19 protein-coding genes are annotated in these 22,055 nt (G+C 73.0%); 10 read left to right on the top strand and 9 right to left on the bottom strand.

The window, feature by feature from the left end; all coding sequences use genetic code 11:
- Window positions 1-16 precede the first annotated feature (16 nt).
- Together ACZ6K0_RS17175 and ACZ6K0_RS17180 are read left to right on the top strand one after the other, a co-directional pair.
- Window positions 17-1,708, top strand: coding sequence for an HtaA domain-containing protein (locus ACZ6K0_RS17175; protein ID WP_469228466.1), 1,692 nt, complete (start codon window positions 17-19; stop codon window positions 1,706-1,708).
- Window positions 1,709-1,823: 115 nt separating this feature from the next.
- Window positions 1,824-2,492: a PhzF family phenazine biosynthesis protein gene (locus ACZ6K0_RS17180; RefSeq protein WP_376404621.1), complete on the top strand. Its 669-nt coding sequence runs from the start codon at window positions 1,824-1,826 to the stop codon at window positions 2,490-2,492.
- Window positions 2,493-2,541: 49 nt separating this feature from the next.
- On the opposite strand, the gene ACZ6K0_RS17185 is transcribed toward ACZ6K0_RS17180, so the two are convergent.
- Together ACZ6K0_RS17185 and map are read right to left on the bottom strand one after the other, a co-directional pair.
- Window positions 2,542-3,192 (bottom strand): biliverdin-producing heme oxygenase, encoded by a 651-nt coding sequence (locus ACZ6K0_RS17185; protein ID WP_469228465.1) that lies wholly within the window; start codon window positions 3,190-3,192, stop codon window positions 2,542-2,544.
- Window positions 3,193-3,306: 114 nt separating this feature from the next.
- Window positions 3,307-4,164: a type I methionyl aminopeptidase gene (gene map / locus ACZ6K0_RS17190; RefSeq protein ID WP_453560521.1), complete on the bottom strand. Its 858-nt coding sequence runs from the start codon at window positions 4,162-4,164 to the stop codon at window positions 3,307-3,309.
- Between the two features lie 61 nt (window positions 4,165-4,225).
- On the opposite strand from map, the gene ACZ6K0_RS17195 reads away from it, so the two are divergent.
- Window positions 4,226-4,459, top strand: a complete 234-nt coding sequence (locus ACZ6K0_RS17195; protein WP_376404615.1) for a hypothetical protein — start codon at window positions 4,226-4,228, stop codon at window positions 4,457-4,459.
- Window positions 4,460-4,503: 44 nt separating this feature from the next.
- Here ACZ6K0_RS17195 and ACZ6K0_RS17200 read toward each other — a convergent pair whose 3' ends face one another.
- Together ACZ6K0_RS17200 and ACZ6K0_RS17205 are read right to left on the bottom strand one after the other, a co-directional pair.
- Window positions 4,504-5,835 (bottom strand): MFS transporter, encoded by a 1,332-nt coding sequence (locus ACZ6K0_RS17200; protein ID WP_469228463.1) that lies wholly within the window; start codon window positions 5,833-5,835, stop codon window positions 4,504-4,506.
- Between the two features lie 122 nt (window positions 5,836-5,957).
- Window positions 5,958-6,560 carry a hypothetical protein gene (locus ACZ6K0_RS17205; RefSeq protein WP_125747711.1) on the bottom strand — a complete coding sequence of 201 codons (603 nt, stop codon included), beginning with the start codon at window positions 6,558-6,560 and terminating at the stop codon, window positions 5,958-5,960.
- Window positions 6,561-6,665: 105 nt separating this feature from the next.
- On the opposite strand from ACZ6K0_RS17205, the gene npdG reads away from it, so the two are divergent.
- Together npdG and ACZ6K0_RS17215 are read left to right on the top strand one after the other, a co-directional pair.
- Window positions 6,666-7,394 carry an NADPH-dependent F420 reductase gene (npdG, locus tag ACZ6K0_RS17210; protein ID WP_376404611.1) on the top strand — a complete coding sequence of 243 codons (729 nt, stop codon included), beginning with the start codon at window positions 6,666-6,668 and terminating at the stop codon, window positions 7,392-7,394.
- A gap of 24 nt (window positions 7,395-7,418) precedes the next feature.
- Window positions 7,419-7,664, top strand: a complete 246-nt coding sequence (locus ACZ6K0_RS17215) for a hypothetical protein (protein WP_469228462.1) — start codon at window positions 7,419-7,421, stop codon at window positions 7,662-7,664.
- 13 nt (window positions 7,665-7,677) lie between these two features.
- Here ACZ6K0_RS17215 and ACZ6K0_RS17220 read toward each other — a convergent pair whose 3' ends face one another.
- Complete coding sequence (locus ACZ6K0_RS17220) at window positions 7,678-8,472, bottom strand: site-2 protease family protein (protein WP_469228460.1); 795 nt, start codon at window positions 8,470-8,472, stop codon at window positions 7,678-7,680.
- 192 nt (window positions 8,473-8,664) lie between these two features.
- Here ACZ6K0_RS17220 and ACZ6K0_RS17225 point away from each other — a divergent pair, with 192 nt between their 5' ends.
- On the top strand, window positions 8,665-12,045 hold the full coding sequence (locus tag ACZ6K0_RS17225; RefSeq protein ID WP_469228459.1) for an AfsR/SARP family transcriptional regulator: 3,381 nt from the start codon (window positions 8,665-8,667) through the stop codon (window positions 12,043-12,045).
- 15 nt (window positions 12,046-12,060) lie between these two features.
- On the opposite strand, the gene ACZ6K0_RS17230 is transcribed toward ACZ6K0_RS17225, so the two are convergent.
- The 3 genes from ACZ6K0_RS17230 to panB all read right to left on the bottom strand — a co-directional run bounded on the left by ACZ6K0_RS17230 (window position 12,061) and on the right by panB (window position 14,903).
- Window positions 12,061-12,930: an ABC transporter permease gene (locus ACZ6K0_RS17230; protein WP_376404603.1), complete on the bottom strand. Its 870-nt coding sequence runs from the start codon at window positions 12,928-12,930 to the stop codon at window positions 12,061-12,063.
- The gene (locus ACZ6K0_RS17235) at window positions 12,927-13,919 is read right to left on the bottom strand and encodes an ATP-binding cassette domain-containing protein (protein ID WP_376404601.1); all 993 of its coding nucleotides are present in this window, start codon (window positions 13,917-13,919) and stop codon (window positions 12,927-12,929) included. Before ACZ6K0_RS17235 ends, ACZ6K0_RS17230 begins: the two co-directional genes overlap by 4 nt.
- Window positions 13,920-14,039: 120 nt before the next feature.
- Window positions 14,040-14,903: a 3-methyl-2-oxobutanoate hydroxymethyltransferase gene (gene panB, locus ACZ6K0_RS17240; RefSeq protein ID WP_469228456.1), complete on the bottom strand. Its 864-nt coding sequence runs from the start codon at window positions 14,901-14,903 to the stop codon at window positions 14,040-14,042.
- 227 nt (window positions 14,904-15,130) lie between these two features.
- Here panB and ACZ6K0_RS17245 point away from each other — a divergent pair, with 227 nt between their 5' ends.
- The 4 genes from ACZ6K0_RS17245 to ACZ6K0_RS17260 all read left to right on the top strand — a co-directional run bounded on the left by ACZ6K0_RS17245 (window position 15,131) and on the right by ACZ6K0_RS17260 (window position 20,215).
- Window positions 15,131-16,846, top strand: a complete 1,716-nt coding sequence (locus ACZ6K0_RS17245; RefSeq protein WP_469228455.1) for an MFS transporter — start codon at window positions 15,131-15,133, stop codon at window positions 16,844-16,846.
- Window positions 16,847-16,883: 37 nt separating this feature from the next.
- Window positions 16,884-17,567 carry a TetR/AcrR family transcriptional regulator gene (locus ACZ6K0_RS17250; RefSeq protein ID WP_376404595.1) on the top strand — a complete coding sequence of 228 codons (684 nt, stop codon included), beginning with the start codon at window positions 16,884-16,886 and terminating at the stop codon, window positions 17,565-17,567.
- Between the two features lie 252 nt (window positions 17,568-17,819).
- Window positions 17,820-18,848 carry an endonuclease/exonuclease/phosphatase family protein gene (locus tag ACZ6K0_RS17255; RefSeq protein ID WP_376404593.1) on the top strand — a complete coding sequence of 343 codons (1,029 nt, stop codon included), beginning with the start codon at window positions 17,820-17,822 and terminating at the stop codon, window positions 18,846-18,848.
- A gap of 113 nt (window positions 18,849-18,961) precedes the next feature.
- Window positions 18,962-20,215, top strand: coding sequence for an MFS transporter (locus ACZ6K0_RS17260; RefSeq protein ID WP_469228453.1), 1,254 nt, complete (start codon window positions 18,962-18,964; stop codon window positions 20,213-20,215).
- Here ACZ6K0_RS17260 and ACZ6K0_RS17265 read toward each other — a convergent pair.
- Window positions 20,178-21,953, bottom strand: coding sequence for an NAD+ synthase (locus tag ACZ6K0_RS17265; RefSeq protein ID WP_469228451.1), 1,776 nt, complete (start codon window positions 21,951-21,953; stop codon window positions 20,178-20,180). The two genes, ACZ6K0_RS17260 and ACZ6K0_RS17265, sit on opposite strands and share 38 nt — an antisense overlap.
- Window positions 21,954-22,055 lie beyond the last annotated feature (102 nt).

The following is a 22,055-nucleotide window of genomic DNA, read 5'->3' on the forward strand; positions in this document are numbered from 1 at the left end:
TAGGAGAACCCCCGCCATGGCCACCCCCTTCCGCTTGCGCCGATCCGTCACCCTGGCCGCCGCCGTCGCCACGGCCGCCGCCCTCGGCACGGGCGCCGTCGCCCTCGCCCTGCCCGCCTCGGCCGCCGACGCCGCGCCCCCGATGGCGCTGAGCGACGGCACCCTGGACTGGGGCGTCAAGCAGTCCTTCCGCTCGTACCTGGCGCAGCCCTTCGCCCACGGGAAGACCACTGTCGAGGGCGGCGCCCGGCAGGCCGCGAACAACGGCGTCTTCACCTTCGTCGAGGGCACCGGTACGTACGACACGGGCACCCACGCCACGGCCAACTCCTTCCGCGGCGGCGTCCACTTCGAGGCCCACTCGGGCGCCCTCGACATCCGCATCTCGGACGTCAGGCTGACGACGAAGGGAACGGCGGCGCCGACCGGCGAGATCGTCGCGGACGTCGTCACCAAGGAGAAGGACGGCAGCTTCAGCACGCGTGACGACATCGCCTTCGCCGCGCTCGACATGACGGGCGTCAGGCCGGGCCAGGGTGCGGGCGGCGCCATGGTGTTCAGGGACATACCGGCGAAGCTGACGAAGGACGGCGCCGCGGCGTTCGCGGGCTTCTACAAGGAGGGCGACCAGCTCGACGCGGCCACGCTCACCGTGAAGGCGGGCGCCCGGCCGACGACCGCGCCCCCGACCACGGAGCCGCCGACCACGCCGCCCGTGACCACCGAGCCCCCGACCACCCCGCCCGTCACGCCGACGACCACGGCCCCGACGTCCCCGGCGCCCACCACGACGGCCCCCACGTCCCCCGCGCCCACCACCACGGCCCCGACCTCCCCGACCTCTCCGGCCCCGACCACCACCGCCCCCACGACGCAGCCGCCGACCGACCCGTCCGGCGTCGTCGACGGCAGGCTCACCTGGGGCGTCAAGCAGAGCTGGCAGCGGTACGTCGGCGAGATGTGCGGCGGCTCCGTCACCGCCTCCGGCGGCGCCGTGAAGCGGGGCTCCGCCTACGACTTCGGCTTCGTCAAGGCCGACCTCGACGCCGACGCCCGCAAGGCCGAGGCCGCCTTCTCCGGCAAGCTCGCCTTCGTCTGCGCCGCGCACGGCATCGACTGGACCGTCACGGACCTGAAGGTGAAGGCGACGGGCACCACCGGCACCCTGACCGCCGACATCGCGAGCGCCGCGGGCACGAAGAACGACGTGGCGCTGGTCGATCTGGACCTCTCCCGGGCCGACTGGACCGTGAACAAGGGGCTCGTCACCCTCGCCGACCTCCCGGCGAAGCTGACGGCGGCCGGCTCCGCGACGTTCCACGCCCCCGGCGGCCAGGGCGGCTACCCCGCGGGCACCGAGATGGACCCGGTGACCGTGACCCTCGCGGCCGACGAGGACGCCTCGCTCCCGTCGACCTCCGGCGGCGGCTCGTCCACCACGGGCGGCACAGGCACCACCGGCACCACCGGCGGCTCGTCCACCACGGGCGGCGCCGGGGCCGTCGGCGGTTCCGGCACCGTCGGCGGCACGGGCGCGGCCGGGGGAGCGGGCACGGTCGGCGGCTCCGGTTCCGTCGGCGGCTCCGGGGCCCTCGCCGCCACCGGCTCGGGCACCCCGACGGGCCTCCTCCTCGCCGCCTCCGGCCTGATCGCCGGCGCGGGCGCGGCCGTCGTCATCACCGTCCGCCGCCGCGCGACGGAGTCCTGACCGACACCCCCTCTACCGCCACCCCCCAACAGGCAGGGCCGTCCCCGATCCCCGGGTGCGGCCCTGCCGCTTCGATCGCCGGTGAAGCGAGACCTCCTAGTGGTTGAATTCCGCCATGAACACGACTGCCACTGACATCGACGTCCTCCGGGTCTTCTGTGCGGGCGACGGAGGCCACGGCAACGCTCTCGGGGTCGTACGGGACCCCCGGCACCAGCCCGACGAGGCCTCCCGGCAGGCGCTTGCCAAGGAGCTCGGCTTCAGCGAGACGGTGTTCGTGGACGACCCGGAGCGCGGGCACGTCGACATCTACACCCCCGGCGTGCGGCTGCCGTTCGCCGGGCACCCGCTCATAGGTGCCGCCTGGCTGCTCGACCTGGAGGTCGTCTGCCCGCCCGCCGGTGAGGTGTGGGTGCGTGGGGACGGGGAGTTCACCTGGATCGCGGCGCGCGCCGAGTGGGCCCCGCCGCGGACGCTGCGCCAGTACGGCTCCGTCGCCGAGGTGGAGGCCTTGGAGGTGCCCGAGCCCGGCGAGTGGATCTACGCCTGGGCCTGGCAGGAGGAGGCCGCGGGCCGGGTCAGGGCGCGCGGGTTCCCGGGGCGCGGCGACGGCATCGACGAGGACGAGGCGACCGGTGCGGCGGCGCTGCTCCTGACGGCACAGCTGGGACGGGCCCTGAACATCACGCAGGGCCGGGGTTCGCAGCTGCTCACTGCCCCCGGCCCTGACGGCATCGTGGAGTTGGGCGGACGCGTCCGCCTGGAGGGAACGCTCACGCGCTAGTCACTCGCGGGCTGGTCACTCACGCGCTGGTCGCTCACGCGCTGGTCGCTCACGCGCTGAGCGGGAACTCGCCTCCCAGCTGGTGGAAGACCGCGCTGTTGAAGGCGAAGGCGCGCTTGCACTCGTCGACGATCCGCTGCTTCTCCAGGTCGTCCGCGTTCACCGCGTCGAGCAGCTCCCGGTAGGTCCGCTTGAACGCGGCGGGGTTGCCGATCTCGTCGAAGACGTAGAACCGCACGCCGTCGCCCTTGCGCGCGAAGCCCCAGGTCCGCTCCGCCTTGTCGCGGATGATCTGGCCGCCCGACAGGTCGCCCAGGTAGCGCGTGTAGTGGTGGGCCACGTAACCGGCGGGCCAGTCACGGGCGCACTCCGCGACCCGCTCGGCGTACGCGACGGTGGCGGGCAGCGGGGAGACCCCGGCGCGCCAGTCGGAGCCGCGCAGATGGGCGAGGTCCTGCTCCAGGGCGGTCGTGCGGAACAGCTCGGTCTGTATGAAGGGCCCGGCGACCGGGTCCTCGCGCAGCGCCTCCGCCCCCTCCTCCAGGGCGCGGTAGACGAACCAGAGCTGCTCCGTGTAGCGGGCGTAGGCGTCGACGGCGAGGCGTCCGCCCAGGAGGTCGCCCATGAAGGACGACGTCTCCGCCTCCGTGTGCTGCTCGTGCGAGGCCGTACGGATGAGCGTGGAGAAGGGCGTGTCCAAGGCGTGCCTCCGGGACCGATGGGACGGGAACCAGTGCTGATCCTGCCAAGTTAGGCATACCTAAGTCAACTGGTTCCCGACGTCCTGTCGGTAAAAACGTACCCGTTCGAGAGGTCAGGGCAACGTAAGAATTTCGGCCCCGTTCTCGGTCACGACGAGCGTGTGCTCGAACTGCGCGGTCCGCTTCCGGTCCTTGGTGACCACGGTCCAGCCGTCGTCCCACATGTCGTAGTCGTGCGTGCCGAGCGTCAGCATCGGCTCGATCGTGAAGGTCATGCCGGTCTTGATCTCGGTGGTGTGGTGGGGGGAGTCGTAGTGCGGGACGATCAGGCCGGAGTGGAACGACGAGTTGATGCCGTGCCCGGTGAAGTCGCGGACGACTCCGTACCCGAAGCGCTTGGCGTACGACTCGATGACCCGCCCGATGATGTTGATCTGGCGGCCCGGCCGCACGGCCTTGATGGCCCGGTTCAGCGACTCCCGGGTCCGCTCCACGAGCAGCCGCGACTCCTCGTCGACGTCGCCGCAGAGGTAGGTGGCGTTGTTGTCGCCGTGGACGCCGTTGATGTACGCGGTGACGTCCAGGTTCACGATGTCGCCGTCCCGCAGCACCGTGGAGTCCGGGATGCCGTGGCAGATGACCTCGTTGACCGAGGCGCAGAGAGACTTCGGGAACCCGCGGTAGCCGAGGGTCGAGGGGTAGGCGCCGTGGTCGCACATGTACTCATGGGCGACCCGGTCGAGCTCGTCGGTGGTGACCCCCGGAGCGATGTGCTTGGCGGCCTCCTCCATCGCCTGCGCGGCGATGCGGCCGGCGATCCGCATCCGCTCGATGGTGTCGGAATCCTGCACCTCGGGCCCGCTGTACGGGGCCGGGGCGGGCTTCCCGACGTACTCGGGGCGGCGGATGGAGCCCGGGACGGAGCGGTGGGGGGAGAGCTCCCCCGGAACGAGAAGCGACTGGCCAGACATGTCAGCGAGTCTAACGACCGCGTCTGGGGCAGCATGGTCTCGGAGGAAGGAGCCGACGACGATGGCCCTGTTCAAGAAGAAGACCGTGGGCAAACCCGGCGAGTGGTACTACTGCCTGGAGCACAAGAAGGTCGAGGAGGGCCCGGAGTGCCCGGCGAAGAACCGATTCGGCCCGTACGCCAGCCGTGAGGAGGCCTCCCACGCGATGGAGACCGCCCGCGAGCGGAACCTGGAGTGGGAGACCGACCCGCGCTGGCACGAGGGCGGGCGGCCGGACGAGAACCCCCCGGCCTGACGGCCTGACGGCCTGACCCGGGACGGGGGGCCGGCCGGGACCGTTCACACGGCCCCGGCCGCCTCCCGGGCCGCGGCGGCCTCCTGCTGGGCCTTGCGGCGCAGCGAGTCCTCGTCCGTCTCGGAGTCGTACGTGAGCAGCTTCGGCAGCGCCAGGCAGAGCAGCCCCACCGAGGCGACACAGGCCACGCCGCCCGACCAGACGGCCGCCCTGGTGCCCGTCCAGCCGGCCATCACGCCCGCCCGGACCTGACCCAGCTGAGGGCCGACGCTGTAGGACAGCACCTCGATGCCGGCCAGCCGCCCGCGCAGCTCCTCCGGGATCGTCTGGTTCCAGATCGTGGCCCGGCCGAGCCCGCTCAGCATGTCGCCGGCGCCCGCGAAGGCCAGGCAGAGCAGGACGAGCCAGATGTTCCCGAACCAGCCGGCCGCCGCGATCGCCAGACCCCAGCCGGCGGCGCCGCCCACCACGAGCAGCCCGTGCCGCCGCACCCTCGACGTCCAGCCGCTGGTCAGACCGAGCACCAGCGAGCCGACCGAGCCCGCCGCGTACATCAGGCCGAGGGACCAGTCCGCGTCCAGCTCGTCCGCGAGGAACGGGAAGATCGTGTTCGGGAAGGCGAAGAACATCGCCGCGAGGTCGATCGCGTACGTGCCGAGCAGCACCGGCCGCGACCAGGCGTACCGCGCGCCCTCCGCGATGCCCCGCAGCGAGGGCTTCTCCGCGTCGTGCGCGGGCGGCGCGGGGGAGAGCCGGCGGCACATGAGCACCGAGGCGGCGAAGCCGACGATCGTCACCGCGTACGCCGGGGCGTGCCCCGCCAGCGCGACGACGAGCCCCGCGACCGACGGTCCCGCGATGGAGCCGATCTGCCAGCGCAGGGAGTTGAGGGCCGCCGCGGCCGTCTGCTGCTCGTGCGGCACGATCCGGGCGAGCAGCGAGTCGAGCGCGGGACGCTGGAGCCCCGCGAGCGCGGAGACACCGGCCGCGACCACGTACAGCGGCCAGAGCATCGGCTCCGGCAGCAGCGCGTTGAGCAGCAGGAGCAGGGCGAGCACGCCGAGACCCGCCTCCGTCCCCACGATCACCTTCCGCCGGTCGACGGCGTCGGCGAGCGCGCCGCCGTACAGCCCGAAGACGACCAGCGGCACCAGCTCGACCGCGCCCATCGCACCGACCGCGAGCGGCGAGTTCGTCAGCTCCTTGATCTGGAGCGGCAGGGCGATCATCGCCATCGCGCTGGCGAAGTAGGTCACGAGCCCCTGGATCCACAGGAGCCGGAAGTCGCGGGACGCGCGCCAGGGAGCCAGATCGGGCAGGAGGGCGGAGAGCTTGGAGGAGCGTTTGGCGGAGGGTTCGGGGGAGGCAGAGGACACGAGGGGTCATGTTCCGGCCAGGAGAACGCCCGGGCAACCGAATATGCCGGCAGGCGGGCCGGTTCCCCTCTTCTCCCAGCGAGCCGGTTCCCCTCGTCTACCAGCGAGCCGGGTCCCCTCGCCTACCAGCGGGCCGGTGGCGGTGCCGTCAGCCGGTCGGCGAGGTCCGAGAGCCGGTCCCGGAAGCGACGGCTCCCGCGCGGCGACGGCAGGCTGTTCTCCCCGGCCGCCGCGCTCACCAGGTGCTGCACCGTGTCCAGGTCGACCTCCGCGCCCTCCGCCACCGTGAGCGTCTCGTGGGCGAGGCCCCGCACCTCCGCGTCGCCGCCGTCGAGCGAGAGCACCGTCGCCCCCGCCCGCCGGGCGTCGTGCACCCGCTGGAGCAGCCCCGCGTCCGGCCGCTCCGGCGCCACCATCAGCAGCGTCGCCCCGCGCCCCGCCGCCTCCAGACGGCCGAGACCGACCGCCAGATGCGCCGGGTCACCCGGCCGCACCCGGTGCCGTACGAGCGTGGGCGCCAGCTCCGGCAGCCCCGACCAGGCCGCCTCGTCGACGAGGTGCGCCGCCAGGTGCCAGGGCTCGTACTCCTCCGTGCCGACGAGCAGCAGACCGCCCCGGTGCGGCACGACCGAGGAGCGGAGCGCCCCCGCGAAGCGGCGGGCCGCCCGCGGCCACTCCGTCCCGGCGAGCACTTCCCGCAGCAACGCGACCCGTACGGCATCCATGGGGTGGCATCCTGCCGCAGCGGCGCCCCGGGCGTGGCCGGTTGTGGTCGGTTCCACCCGTACGGGACGGGCCCCGGCGCCCCGACCGCTCGGTAATGTCGGCCCATGACTTCCTCGACTGCCTCCACCTCCACCGACTCCACCGCCACCCCCAAGCCCGCCCCCAAGGACCCGTGGGACCTCCCCGACGTCTCCGGGCTCGTCGTCGGCGTCCTCGGCGGCACCGGCGAGCAGGGCCGCGGCCTCGCCTACCGGCTCGCCAAGGCCGGCCAGAAGGTGATCATCGGCTCCCGGGCCGCCGACCGCGCGCAGGCCGTGGCCGAGGAGCTCGGCCACGGCGTCGAGGGCGCCGACAACGCCGAGTGCGCCCGGCGCAGCGACATCGTGATCGTCGCCGTGCCGTGGGACGGACACGCCAAGACCCTGGAGTCGCTGCGCGACGAGCTCGTCGGGAAGCTCGTCGTCGACTGCGTCAACCCGCTCGGCTTCGACAAGAAGGGCGCCTACGCCCTGAAGCCCGAGGAGGGCTCCGCCGCCGAGCAGGCCGCCGCGCTCCTCCCGGACTCGCGGGTGGCCGCCGCCTTCCACCACCTCTCCGCCGTCCTCCTCCAGGACGCCTCCCTGGAGGAGATCGACACGGACGTGATGGTCCTCGGCGAGGAGCGCGCCGACGTCGAGCTCGTCCAGGCGCTCGCCGGCCGCATTCCCGGCATGCGCGGCGTCTTCGCCGGCCGCCTGCGCAACGCCCACCAGGTCGAGTCGCTCGTCGCGAACCTGATCTCGGTGAACCGGCGCTACAAGGCCCACGCGGGCCTCCGGGTCACCGACATCTGAGCCGGTCCCGGCCGGGCGCGCGGCATGGGGGACACTGGACGGGCACCAGCAGCCGTACCCGGACAGGAGCCGTCCCCCATGCCCCGCCTCGCCCTCTACGCCCTCGTGGTCTGCGCCCTGGCCGTCGCCGCGGCCGTCGTCTCCTTCGTCCAGGGCAGCTTCCTGGGCGTGATCTGGGTCCTCCTCGCGGGCCTCTCCTCGAACATGGCGTGGTACTACGTCCGCCGAGCGAAGATCGAAAAGCAGACCGCCGCCGCACCGCAGAGCTAGGGCCTACCCGGCCCTAGACCCGGCAGAACTCCGGCGTCTCCTGCCAGAACCGGAACAGCTGCGCACCGCAGTACCGGCTGTCCTCCGACACCCCGAGGGTCTGCATCAGCGCGTCGATCGCGTCGAAGAAGGCGCCGTTGACCGCCGGCACGAACAGCAGCGCGATCACGATGAAGAAGCCGTACGGCGCGTACGGCTCGATCTGCCGCTTCACCTTGTACGACAGCCAGGGCTCCACGACGCCGTAGCCGTCGAGGCCCGGCACCGGCAGGAAGTTCAGGAGCGCGGCGGTCACCTGGAGGAACGCCAGGAACGCCAGCGCGTACCGGAAGGCGACGGGCACGCCGTCCAGCGCGTCCAGCCAGAACGGCGCGGTGCAGACCAGCGCGAAGAGGACGTTCGCCAGCGGGCCCGCCGCCGAGATCAGGCTGTGCTTCCAGCGCCCCTTGATCCGGCCCTGCTCGATGAAGACCGCCCCGCCCGGCAGACCGATCCCGCCCATGATCACGAACAGCACGGGCAGGATGATGCTCAGCCACGCGTGGGTGTACGCGAGCGGGTTCAGGGTCAGATAGCCCTTCGCCCCGACCGTGATGTCCCCGCCGTGCAGGGCGGTGCGGGCGTGCGCGTACTCGTGGAGACAGAGCGACACCACCCACGCCGAGGTCACGAAGAGGAACACCGCGAGCCCGGGCAAGGCGGCGAAGTCCGTCCACACCGCCCAGCCGGTGACGGCCATGACGGCGAGGATCGCCAGGAAGACGGGGCTGATCCGCCGCTCGTGACGCCGGGTGGTGGCCGTGCTCATCGCGGGAACTCCCAGGGGACGAAGGGCTGGTGTGCGGGAAACGTACCGGGTGGCGGACGAAGTTCCGGGGCGGGGGCGCCGCCGACGTACGGGCCGTCCCTCCTGCCCTGCGTCGCTCCCTCCCCGCATCGGATGCCCCCGTCCGCGCGCCCCGCTTCCGGGGGTGGGTGGCTTCTCGCGGAGAATGGGGGCGTGCGTTACTCCCTGCTCGGCCCGACCCTCGCCCATGCGCCCGACGGTGCCGCCGTGAACGTCGGCGGTCCGCGCGTGCGGGCGCTGCTGACCGTGCTCGCCCTGCGGGCCGGCCGGACCGTGCCCGTACCGGCCCTCGTCGACGAGGTCTGGTACGGCGACGAGCCGCCCGCCGACGCGGTCGCCGCGCTCCAGGCCCTCGTCGGGCGGCTGCGCCGGGCCCTCGGGCGGACCGAGGTGATCTCGGCCGACGGCGGCTACCGGCTCGACGCCCGGCCCGAGGACGTCGACGCCCACCGCTTCGAGCACCTCACCGCCGAGGGCGTCGCCGCACTCGCCGGCGGGGGCGCCGCGCGGGCCGCCGCCCTCCTCGACGAGGCCCTCGGGCTCTGGCGCGGGCCCGCCCTCGCCGACCTCCCGGACCGGGACACGGAGGCCGCCCGCTGGGAGGCCCGCCGCCTCGACGCCCGCCGCGCCAGACTCGACGCGGCCCTCGCGCTCGGCGAGGCCACCGCGGCCCTCCCCGAGCTGACCGCGCTCTGCGCCGCCCACCCCCTGGACGAGCCCCTCCAGGCCCTGCGGATCCGCGCCCTGCGGGACACCGGCCGCGCCGCCGAGGCGCTCGCCGCGTACGAGTCGGTCCGCCGCGCCCTCGCCAACCGCCTCGGCACGGACCCCTCCCCGACCCTGCGCGCCCTCCACACGGAGCTGCTGGCCCCGGAGCCGAAGCCGCGGCCGAAGCCGGCGACGAGGCCGGAGCCGACGCCGGCCCCCGGCCGTCCCGGGAACCTCCGCGCCCGGCTGACGAGCTTCGTCGGGCGGGACGAGGAGATCGTCGCCCTCCAGGAGGACCTGCGGGGCGCGCGGCTCGTCACCCTGCTCGGGACCGGCGGGGCGGGCAAGACCCGGCTGTCGCAGGAGGCCGCCGAGCGGGGCGCCGGGGCATGGCCCGACGGCGTCTGGGTGGCCGAGCTCGCGTCCGTACGCGACCCGGAGGCCGTGCCCGAGGCCGTCCTCGCCGCCGTCGGCGCCCGCGAGACCGTGCTGCGCGGCGCAGGAGCCGAGGAGCTGCGCGCCGGGGACGACCCGCTCGCCCGGCTCGTCGAGCACTGCGCCGGGCGCCGGATGCTGCTGCTCCTCGACAACTGCGAGCACCTCGTGGCGGCCGCCGCCGACCTGGCCGAGACCCTGCTCGCCCGCTGCCCCGGGCTCCGGGTCCTCGCGACGAGCCGGGAGCCGCTGGGCGTGCCGGGCGAGGTGGTGCGCCCGCTGGGACCGCTGCCCACGGAGACCGCGCTGCGCCTCTTCGGGGAGCGGGGCACGGCGGTCCGCCCCGGTTTCCGCACCGCGGAGGACCCGGAGGCGGCGGCGGAGATCGTCCGCCGCCTGGACGGGCTGCCGCTGGCGATCGAACTGGCCGCGGCCCGGCTGAGGATGCTGACCCTGCGCCAGATCGCGGACCGGCTCGACGACCGCTTCCGGTTGCTGACCTCGGGCGCCCGGACCGTACTGCCCCGCCAGCAGACGCTGCGCGCGGTCGTCGACTGGTCCTGGGACCTCCTCGACGACCCCGAACGGGCCGTCCTGCGCCGTCTGTCGGTGTTCACCGGCGGCAGCGACCTGGAGGCGGCGGAGGCGGTGTGCGCGGGCACCGACACCCACGCCGACGCCCGGGCCCACGCCGACGCCCCGGCCCACCCCGACGCCCCCGTCCACGCTCACGCTCACGCCGACGTCCTCGAAGCGCTCGGCTCCCTCGTCGACAAGTCCCTCGTCGTCTCCGCACCCGGCGAGACCGGCATGCGCTACCGGCTCCTGGAGACCGTCGCCGAGTACGCGGGGGAGCGCCTCGACGAGGCCGGGGAGCGGCCGGCGACCGAGCGGCGGCATCTCGCGTACTACCGCGAGCTGGCCCGCCGCACCGACCCCGAGCTCCGCGGCTCCGGACAGGTCGCCGCCATCACCCGCTTCGGCACCGAGTACGGCAACCTCCGCACCGCCCTGCGCCGGGCCGTCGCCGCCCGCGACGAGGACGAGGCGCTCGTCCTCGTCCACTCCCTGCTCTGGTACTGGCAGATGCGCGACCTCCGCACCGACGCCCTGCACTGGGCCCGGGCCGCCGCCGCCCTCGGGCCCGACCCGTTCACGCCGCCCGCCGCCCCCGTCGTCCCCCTGCACGAGCCGTGCACGGCCGCCCCGCCGCCGCTCTCCGAGGAGCAGCGCTGGGAGGCCCGGCGCGGGGTGCGGCTGGTGGAGCTCCTCAACATGGACCACGAGACCGGGCGCTGGACCAGCCCCGAAGGCGTGCGCCGGCTCCGTGAGATGACCGCCGTCTACGAGCCCGGCCTGCCGCAGACCTGTCGGCTGCCCGGCTCCTTCGCCGTCTTCGCCGTCCTCCTCATCGGCGAGGCTGGCCGGCTCCGCGAGCTCCTCGACATGACGGTCGGGGCCTGCCGGCGCCACGGCTACGACTGGGAGCTCGCCAACGCCCTCCAGCTGCGTGCCAACATGTTCGCCAACCGGGGCGACCTGGCCGTCGAGGCGATCGCCGACGCCGACGAGAGCCTGGAGCTCTTCCTCCGGCTCGGTGACGCCTGGGGTGCGGCCGAGGCGCTCTCCTCCCGCGCGGAGGCCCACGAGCGGCGGCTCGAGTTCGAGGAGGCGGCCGAGGACTTCGCCGCCGCCATCGACTGCGCGGAGCGTATCGGCGCCCAGTCGCAGATGGCGCTCCTGCGGGCCCGGTACGCCGGGACGCTCGTCGAGACCGGGCGGGTCGACGAGGGGGAGGCGATCCTGCGCGAGATCGTGGCAGGCGGCCACGGCTGGGGCCACGAACCCCTGCTCGGTGCCCGCATCTTCCTCGCCCTGGCGCTCGGCCGCAGCGGTCGTACCGCCGAGGCCCGCGAGCATTTGCACGCGCTGCGGGGGGAGTTCGGCTCCGAGACCCTGTCCATCTTCGAGGGCTTCACGCTCGGCAGCCTGGCCTGGCTGGACGCCGTGGACGGGCGGTACGGCTCCGCGCTCGCCCTCGCGGGGGAGGCGTACGAGCGCTCCCTCGGCTCCCTGTCGATGATGGTCGCCCCGCAGATGCCGGCGGTCCACGTCGTCGTCGCCGCCTGGGCGCTTTCCGGCCTCGGTGGTCCCTCCGCGCGGTTCGCGGCGACGCTCCTCGGGGCCGGGGCGGGTCTCGTTCCGCCCGGGCACCTGCCGCCGCCGCTGGAGCGGGAGAACCTGGCCACGGCCACGGAGCTGACCCGGTCCGTCCTCGGCGAGGAGGAGTTCGCCGCGGCGTACGCCGAAGGCGGCGGCCTCTCCTTGGAAGAGACCGCCGCCCTGCTCGGCCGCGCCGCCGACGCGATCAGTGAGCGCGCCGAGTCCTGAACCCCGTCTTTCCGGTCAGGTCTTCTTGCGGAACTTGGTGACCGCGAGCGGCGCCGTGACGACCGTGATCACCAGCGCCCAGCCGAGGGTCATCCACACGGAGTGGGCGACCGGACCGCCGTTGATCAGGTTCCGGGCGGCGTCGGCGAGGTTCGACAGCGGGTTGTAGTCGGTGAAGGTCTCCAGCCAGCCCGGCATCGACGTCGTCGGGGCGAAGATCGAGGAGCCGAACTGGAGCGGCATCAGGACGAGCATCGCCATGCCCTGGACGGCCTGGGCCGTCTTGAGGGTGAGCCCGAGCAGGATGAAGATCCACATCAGCGAGGCGCCGAAGACCATCGACAGACCGATGGCGGCGAAGAGGTGGAGCACCGAGGTGTGGATCTCCAGGCCGAGCAGGAAGCCCATGCCGAGCAGGATCGCGGTGGCGATCAGCATCCGGCCGACCTCGACGACGATCTTCGCGATCAGGACGGAGGACCGGGCGATCGGCATCGTCCGGAACCGGTCCATGACCCCCTTCTTGAAGTCGTCGTTGATGCCCACGCCGACGGCCATGGCGATGTTCATGCCCATCATCGCCATCAGGCCGGGCGTCACGTAGTTGACGTAGACGTCGTTGTTGCCCTTGCCGGAGATCGCGCCGCCGAAGACGTACACGAACAGCAGGATGAAGATGATCGGCATCAGGACGGCGTCGAACATCGACTCCGGGTCCTGCTTGATCTGGAGGGCGTTGCGGCGGGCCAGGGCGCCGATGTGGCGGAGATTGGCCCGCAGCCCGATCCGGCCCTCGGCGGACGGCGCGGGGCGCGCCGGAGCCGTCCTCGGGGTGTCGCCGGGGGCCTTGGTGGCAGTGGTCGTGGTGGTCGTGGTCGTGCTCACGCGGCGACCTCCTCGCTGATCGCGTCGGACACGTCGGTCTTCTGGCCGGTGATCGCGAGGAACACCTCGTCCAGGCTGGGCAGATGGGTCCCGATGTGGGCGATGCCGAAGCCGCGCGCCCCGAGCAGCGCCACGACGGCGGTCAGCTGCTGGTCGGTGAGGATCGGCACGTACAGGGCGCCCTCGTCGGGCACGACGGTCGAGCCGGCGATGCCGTCGAGACCGGTCTCGCGGAGCGCGGCGGCCATCGCGGACAGCTGGTCCGGGTCGACCGGGCGGATCTTCAGGGTCCGGCCGCCGACCTTCGCCTTGAGCTCGTCGACGCCGCCCTTGGCGATGACCTTGCCCTTGTCGATGACGGTCAGCTCGCTCGCGAGCTGCTCCGCCTCCTCCATGTACTGGGTGGTGAGGAGGACGGTGACGCCCTCGGAGACCATCCGCTGGACCTCGTCCCACACCTCGTTGCGGGTGCGCGGGTCGAGACCGGTCGTCGGCTCGTCCAGGTAGAGGACGGAGGGCTGCCCGATCATCGAGGCGGCGAGGTCGAGCCGGCGGCGCATGCCGCCGGAGTAGGTCATCGCGGCGCGCTTGGCGGCGTCGGTGAGGGAGAAGCGCTCCAGCATCTCGTCGGACCGGCGTCGGGCGTCCTGCCGGGACAGGTCGAGCAGCCGCCCGATCATGTAGAGGTTCTCCCAGCCGGAGAGCTTCTCGTCGACGGAGGCGTACTGGCCGGTGAGGCCTATGGTGCGGCGCAGTTGGCGGGGGTGCTTCACCACGTCGTAGCCGGCGACGGTGGCGGTCCCGGAGTCCGGGACGAGGAGGGTGGACAGGCAGCGGACGAGGGTGGTCTTCCCGGCGCCGTTCGGCCCGAGGACCCCGAGGACGGTGCCCTCCCGGACGTCCAGGTCGACCCCGTCGAGGGCCTTCGTCGCGCCGAAGTGCTTCACGAGGCCCCGGACCTCGACGGCGTTGGTGTGTGATCGCGTCATGGCAGCCACTACACCAGCCGCCACCGACAATCCCCCGACAGACGACCGACAGCCCGCCGATGGGGGATGTCGGCGGGCTGTCGGAGGTGCCGCAGTGGCTTCGGGGGACTCTCCGTCGAACTAGTGGAAGGTGTGCTCCTCGGCGGGGAACGCCCCGCCGGAGACGTCCTCGGCGAAGGCGCGCGCGGCGTCGCCGAGCGTCTCGCGGAGGTTGGCGTACTGCTTGGTGAAGCGCGGGACCTTGCCGCCGGTCAGACCGGCCATGTCGGTCCAGACGAGGACCTGCGCGTCGGTGCCGGCGCCCGCGCCGATGCCGATGGTCGGGATGTGCAGCGAGCGGGTGACCTCGGCGGCCAGTTCGGCCGGTACGAGTTCGAGGACGACCGCGAAGGCGCCCGCGTCCTGCGCCGCCTTGGCATCGCTGAGCAGCCGGTGGGCGGCCTCGTCGGTACGGCCCTGCACCCGGTAGCCCATCGTGTTGACGGACTGCGGGGTGAGGCCCAGGTGGGACATGACGGGGATGCCGGCCTGGACGAGCAGCTCGGTCTGGGCCAGGGAGCGCTCGCCGCCCTCCAGCTTGACCGCGTTGACCCCCGCGTCCTTGATCAGCCGGGTGGCGTTGCGCAGGGCCTGGACGGGCCCTTCCTGGTACGAGCCGAAGGGGAGGTCGCCGACGACGAGGGCGCGCTTGGTGCCCCGGACGACGGCGGCGGAGAGGATCGTCATCTCGTCCATCGTGACCGGCACGGTGGTCTCGTAGCCGAGGTGACAGTTGCCCATCGAGTCGCCGACGAGGATCACGGGGATGCCGGCCTCGTCGAAGACGGACGCGGTCATCGCGTCGTAGGCGGTGAGCATGGGCCACTTCTCGCCGCGGGCCTTGGCGGCGGCGATGTCGTGGACGGTGATGCGGCGCGTGCCCTGGCCGCCGTACAGCGACTTGCTGCTGTCGGCGGGTGATTTCTGGGCAGCCTGAAGCGTCATGGGGAACGGCTCCTTCGTCATCTCGAGGCGCCCTGACGGCGTCCCCGGACCACATCCATGGTGGCACTTCGCCGGGCGGGCGGGGAAGTGGGCCGGAGTGGCGCTGTTCACACCGGTGCAACGTCCCGCGTCGCGTAAAGACGTCGCGTAAGGACGTCGCGTAAAGACTCCGCCAGGTTTTTCGATACGAGACGGTCTCGTATCGAAATAGGGTTAGGGTGATCGGCATGTCGCAGCCGTCCCCTGCTCCCGCCCCTGCCCCTGCCCCGCCCCGGATACCCGAGGCCGTCCACCGGCGCCGCTGGGCCGTCCTCGGCGTCCTCATGCTCAGCCTGCTGATCGTCGTCCTCGACAACTCGATCCTGAACGTCGCGGTCAGGACGATCGCCGCCCCCGCGCCCACCGGCATCGGCGCCACCCAGAGCGAGCTGGAGTGGGCGATCAACTCCTACACGCTCGTCTTCGCCGGCCTCCTCTTCACCTCAGGTCTGCTCGGCGACCGCCTCGGCCGCAAGAAGGTGCTGCTCTTCGGCATCACCGTCTTCGGCATCGGCTCCGCCCTCGCCGCCCTCTCCGGCTCCCCGGACGAGCTCATCGCCTACCGGGCCGTCATGGGCCTCGGCGCCGCGTTCGTCATGCCCGCGACCCTCTCCGTCCTCATGAACGTCTTCGAGCGGGACGAGCAGCCCAAGGCCATCGGCATCTGGGCCGGCGGCGTCGGCCTGGGCATCGCGATCGGACCGATCGCCGGCGGCATCCTGCTCGAACACTTCTGGTGGGGATCGATCTTCCTCGTCAACGTCCCCGTCGTGCTCCTCGCCCTCGCCCTGATGATCTGGCTGGTCCCCGACTCCCGTGACCCGAAGCCGGGCCGGATCGACGTACCCGGCGTACTGCTCTCCGTCCTCGGACTCGTCCTCCTCGTGTACGGGATCATCCGCGGCGGCGAGCTCGCGAGCTTCACCGACGTCACCGTCCTCGCCCCGGTCCTCGGCGGCCTCGCGGTCCTCGTCCTCTTCGTCCTGCACGAGCGGCGCAGCGACCACCCGGCCATCGACATGGCGTACTTCAGGAAGCCCGCGTTCTCGGCGGCCGTCGCCGCGATCGCCCTCGTCTTCTTCGCCCTCATGGGCGTGACCTTCTTCTCCGCCTTCTACCTCCAGAGCGTGCGCGGCTACAGCGCGCTCCAGTCCGGGCTGCTGATCCTGCCGCTCGCCGTCGCCCAGATGGTGTTCTCGCCCCGGGCGCGGCTCGTCGTCGACCGCTTCGGCGCGAAGGCCGTGTGCACCGTCGGCATGCTGCTCGTCGCCGCGGGCCTCGCCGCCTTCGCCTTCTTCGACGCCTCGACGCCGATCTGGGCGATGGAGGTCGTCTTCTTCGTCCAGGGCGCCGGAATGGCGCACATCATGCCGCCGGTCACGGTCTCGATCATGCAGGCGCTGCCCCGGGAGAAGGCGGGCTCCGGCTCGGCGGTCAACAACACCTTCCGGCAGGTCGGCGGCGCGATGGGCGTGGCCGTCCTCGGGTCGGTGCTGTCCTCCACGTACCGCGGGGAGATCGAGGGACACCTCGGCGGCGTCCCGGCGGCCCTGCGCGACACGGCGGGCGAGTCCATCGAGGCGACGCTCGCGGTCGCGGAGAAGCTCGGTCCGGCCGGCCGGGACCTCGTGGCCCCCGCGTACGACGCCTTCCTCGGCGCCATGCACGTCACGGCGGTCGCCTCCGCCGTGATCGCCCTGATCGGCGCGGCCGTGGTGGCCGGCTTCCTCCCGGGCCGTACGCCGCAGGGCGCCGGTCCCGACGCCACCGCTCCGGACGGTGCCACTCCGGACGGTGCCACTTCCGACGCCACCGCACCGGACGCCACCGCTCCGGACGGTGCCGCCCGGCGGGCCGCCGTACCCGGGCCCGGCGCCGAGGCGGGAGAATCGGCCCGTCGATAGGCCGACGGCCGGCCACCGGAGGAGAGGCGGAGCGCACGTGTCGCTGCAGGACGGCGGGACCCCGGAACCCCACGACGACGGGCCGCGGCCCGTGGGCTGCGGGGGTCCGGGCCCCGAGGCGGGTCCCGAGGCCGGGCCCGCCCGGCGGGGGCGGCCGCGGAGCGAGGCGGCCGAGCAGGCGATCTTCGACGCGGCCATCACGCTCCTGGAGGGCGGCACCCCGCTCGCCGAGCTGTCCATCGAGAAGCTCGCCCGCACCGCCGGCGTCGGCAAGGCCACCATCTACCGGCGCTGGCCCGGCAAGGAAGAGCTCTTCGTCGACCTGCTCCGCTCCGTGGAGCTCCCGGACCCGGTGCTGCCCGGCACCTCGGTCCGGGACGACCTCGTGACGCTCCTGGAGTCGATCCGGCAGCGGGGCCTCGCCAAGCGGACCTCCGCCCTCCTCCACAACGTGTTCTCGCAGATGCAGCTCTATCCCAAGCTGTGGGACACGTACCACCACACCGTGATCGAGCCGCGCCGCCGCCTCGGCCTGGACGCGGTGCGGCGCGGGATGGAGCGCGGCGAGCTCCGCGACGACCTCGACGTCGAGCTCGTCAACGACCTCTTCACCGGCCCCCTGCTCCTCCGTACCGTCATCCGCCCCGGCGGCACCCTGGAGCCCGGCCTCGCCGAGCGGATCGTCGACACCGTCATGGAAGGCCTCCGCCCCCGCACCTGATCCGCCCGCGCACCCGATCCGCCCCGTGCCTGATTCGCCCGCGCACCCGATCCGCCCCGTGCCCGATCCGCCCGCCGCCCCGGTCGGCGGCCCGGACGAATGTGCGCGTTCTGTCACAGGGCCCCCGCCCGCGCCACCTGCAGGAACCCGCCACGCGCGAGTGTCGTCCCTGGGGGAGTACGACGGACCCGGGATCGCCTAGTGTCGGCACCGGGTCACGCAAGACGGCAAGGCAGCAGTGAGGACAGTGCGATGGCGCGGGTGGACATGACGGAGACCGAGTACGGCGGCGACGGGAACGGGCCCACCGGTTCCGGATCCCGGTTCCGGACCGCCCTCGACGGCCTCCGCCGCGACCGCGGCATCTGGCGCCGGGGCATCCTGATCGCCGCCGCGGCGGTGGCGCTGACCCTCCTGATGGTGTTCCACGCCGAGATCCCCAACAAGATCGGCAACCTCGGCAGCCTGACCGAGACCTTCCTGCCCTGGCTGGGCCTCTTCGTCCCCCTGCTGCTCGTACTCGCCCTGGTACGCCGCTCCGCCACCGCCCTGATCGCCCTGCTGCTGCCGTCCGTGGTCTGGCTCAACCTCTTCGGCGGCCTCGTCGCCGACAAGTCGGCCTCCGGCGGCGACCTGACCGTCGCCACCCACAACGTCAACGCCGACAACCCGGACCCCGAGGGCACCGCCCGCGGGCTCGCCGCGTCCGGCGCCGACGTGCTGGCCCTGGAGGAGCTCAAGGGCGACATGGTCCCGACGTACGAGCGGGGCCTGGCCGAGGCGTACCCGTACCACTCCGTCCAGGGCACGGTCGGCCTCTGGAGCAAGCTGCCCCTGCGCGCCGCGCAGCCCGTCGACATCCGGATGGGCTGGACCCGCGCCATGCGCGCCACCGTGGTGACCCCCCAGGGCGAGGTCGCGGTGTACGTCGCCCACCTGCCGTCCGTCCGGGTCAAGCTGAACGCGGGCTTCACCGCCAACCAGCGCGACAACAGCGCCAACGCCCTCGGCGAGGCCATCTCCCACGACAAGCACGAGCGGATCGTCCTCCTCGGCGACCTCAACGGCACCATGAACGACCGCTCGCTCAACGCGGTCACCTCGCAGCTGCGCTCCACCCAGGGCGCGGCGGGCGACGGCTTCGGCTTCAGCTGGCCGGCCTCGTTCCCGATGGCCCGGATCGACCAGATCATGGTGAAGGGCGTCGAACCGATGTCGTCCTGGGCGCTGCCGGAGACGAAGAGCGACCACCTCCCGATCGCCGCCCGCGTGAAGCTCTGAGGGTCGGGGCGAAACCTTCCCTTCATCCCCCGGAAGCCGCGGGGAAGAATCCACCTGAGAGTCTTTGTTCCGACGAAGAACTATCTTCGGGACATTCCGGAAAGGCTCTCCCCATGCCCCTGGCGCTGCTCGCGCTCGCCGTCTCCGCCTTCGGCATCGGCACGACCGAGTTCGTGATGATGGGCCTCCTGCCCAACGTCGCCGACGACCTCGGCACCTCCGTCCCCACCGCCGGGTACCTCGTCTCCGCGTACGCGATCGGCGTGGTCGTCGGCGCCCCGTTGCTCACGGCCCTCGGCTCGCGGATCCCGCGCAAGCGGATGCTGCTCCTGCTGATGGCCCTGTTCGTCGTCGGCAACCTCGCCTCCGCGTTCGCCCCCGGCTTCGGCTGGCTCGTCGCCGGGCGGGTCCTCGCCGGACTCCCGCACGGGGCGTTCTTCGGCGTCGGCGCGGTCGTCGCCGCCCGGCTCGTGCCCGAGGACCGGCAGGCGCGGGCGGTGGCCACGATGTTCCTCGGCCTCACCGTCGCCAACATCCTCGGCGTACCGGCCGCGACCCTCCTCGGCCAGCACCTCGGCTGGCGGGCCACCTTCCTCGTCGTCACGGTCATCGGCCTCCTGGCCATGGTGGCGCTCGCCCGCCTCGTGCCGTACGTCCCCCTGGACGAGCGGCAGGGCCTGGGCCGCGAGATCCGGGCCCTCGGCCGCCCGCAGGTGCTCCTCGGCCTGCTCACCGCGGTCTTCGGCTTCGCGGGCGTCTTCGCCGTGTACTCCTACCTCGCCTCGATGACGACCGAGGTGATGGGCTTCGGCGAGTCCACCGTCACGATCGTCCTCGCCCTCTTCGGCCTCGGCATGACGGGCGGGGCGCTCGCCGCGGGCCCGCTGACCGACCGCGCGCTCCGCCCGACGCTGTACGGCTCCCTGGCGGCCCTCGTCCTCGCCCTGGTCGCCTTCCGCTTCACCGTCCACGTGCCGTGGCTGGCCCTCGTCACGGTCGTCGTGCTCGGCGCGGTCGGCTTCATGACCACCACCCCGCTCCAGATGCTGGTCATGCGCAAGGCCAAGGACGCCCCGACGCTCGCCTCCGCCTCCAACCACTCCGCCTTCAACCTCGCCAACGCCGGCGGCGCCTGGGCGGGCGGCGCCGCCGTCGCCGCCGGCTGGGGCTGGACCTCCCCGGCCCTCGTCGGCGCGGCCCTCACGGTCGTCGGCCTCGCGATCGCGGCGCTCGCGGGCCTGCTCGACCGGGCCCCCGCGACGGCGGAGGGGGCCTCCCGCGTCGTGGCGGGAAGCCCCTTCGACCCCGACGACAGGAGGGCCGGGACGGTCAGGGGGACGTCGTCGTCTCCCGCCAGCGGTTCGTGATCGGGAGCCGGCGGTCCTTGCCGAAGCCCTTCGCAGAGATCTTGGTGCCCGGCGGGTACTGCCGTCGCTTGTACTCCGCCGCGTCCACCATCCGCAGCGTCCGCGCGACGACCTCCTCGTCGAAGCCGGCCGCCACGATCTCGTCCTTGCCGCGGTCCGCGTCCACGTACAGCGCGAGGATCCCGTCGAGGACGTCGTAGTCCGGCAGCGAGTCCGTGTCCACCTGGCCCGGGCGCAGCTCGGCGCTGGGCGGCTTCGTGATCGAGTCCTCCGGGATCGGCGGGGTCATCCCGCGGTCCTCGGCGGCCCGGTTGCGCCAGCGCGCGAGCCGGAAGACGGTCGACTTGTAGACGTCCTTGATGGGCCCGAACGCGCCGACGGAGTCGCCGTACAGCGTCGAGTAGCCCACCGCCAGCTCGGACTTGTTGCCCGGCGCGAGGACGATGTGGCCCTCCTGGTTGGAGAGGGCCATCAGCGTCGTGCCGCGCAGCCGGGACTGGAGGTTCTCCTCGGCGAGGCCGGTGAGTCCCAGCGACGCCATGTACGCGTCGAACATCGGCTCGATCGACACCGTCCGGTAGTGGAGACCGGTGCGGCGGGCCAGCTCGGCCGCGTCGCCGCGCGAGTGGTCGGAGGAGTACTTGGAGGGCATCGACACCCCGTACACGTTCCCCGCGCCGACCGCGTCGCAGGCGATCGCCGCGACGAGCGCCGAGTCGATGCCGCCGGAGAGCCCGATCAGGACCGAGCGGAAACCGTTCTTCGCGACATACGCCCGCAGTCCCACGACCAGGGCCGAGTAGACCTCCTCGTCGTCGTCGAGCCGGTGCGCGTACCCGCCCGCGAGCTCCGGCTCGTACGCGGGCAGCGGCTTCCCGGAAAGCACCACCCGGTCGATCCGCAGCCCGTCGCCGGTGCCCTCGCCCACGACCCCCTCCGGGGCCTCCGGGTCGGCCGCCGGCAGCTCCAGGTCGACGATCACGCTGCCCTCGACGAACTGCGGGGCGCGCGCGATCACTTCGCCCGCCGCGTCCACGACGATCGAGTCGCCGTCGAAGACCAGCTCGTCCTGACCGCCCGTCGACGCCAGGTACGCCGTGACGCAACCGGCCTCCCGGGCCCGCCTGCGGACCAGTTCGAGCCGCGTGTCGTCCTTGTTCAGCTCGTACGGCGAGGCGTTGACCGACAGGAGCAGCCCCGCCCGCGCGGCGCGCGCCGCCGGGACCCGGCCGCCCTCCTGCCAGAGGTCCTCGCAGATCGCCAGGGCCACGTCGACGCCGTGGACGCGGACGACCGGCAGGGTGTCGCCCTGGACGAAGTAGCGGTACTCGTCGAAGACGCCGTAGTTGGGGAGGTGGTGCTTGGCGAAGCGCAGCGCCACCTCGCCGCGGTACAGCACGGCGGCGGCGTTCTCCGGTGAGCCGGCGGGCCTGCCGAGCCTCGGCGCGGCCCGCTCGGAACGGTCCAGGTAGCCGACGACGACCGGCAGCTCGCCGAAGCCCTCGTCCGCGAGCCGCCGGGCGAGCCCGCGCAGGGCCTCCCGGGACGCCTCGACGAAGGAGGGCCGCAGGGCCAGGTCCTCGACGGGGTAGCCGGTCAGCGCCATCTCGGGGAACGCGACGAGATGCGCGCCCTGTCCGGCGGCGTGCCGGGTCCAGTGGACGATCGCCTCGGCGTTCCCGGCGATGTCTCCGACGGTCGAGTCGATCTGATTCAGGGCGAGGCGTAGTTGAGGCACCCGGCCAGTGTAATCGTCACACCGACGCGATGTCCCGGAAAACGCCCCGGCAGGTCCCACGCCCGCCCCACGCCCGACCTGCGGTCCGCCTCGCGCCCGACC

This window comes from Streptomyces sp. NPDC042346, from assembly GCF_055581845.1.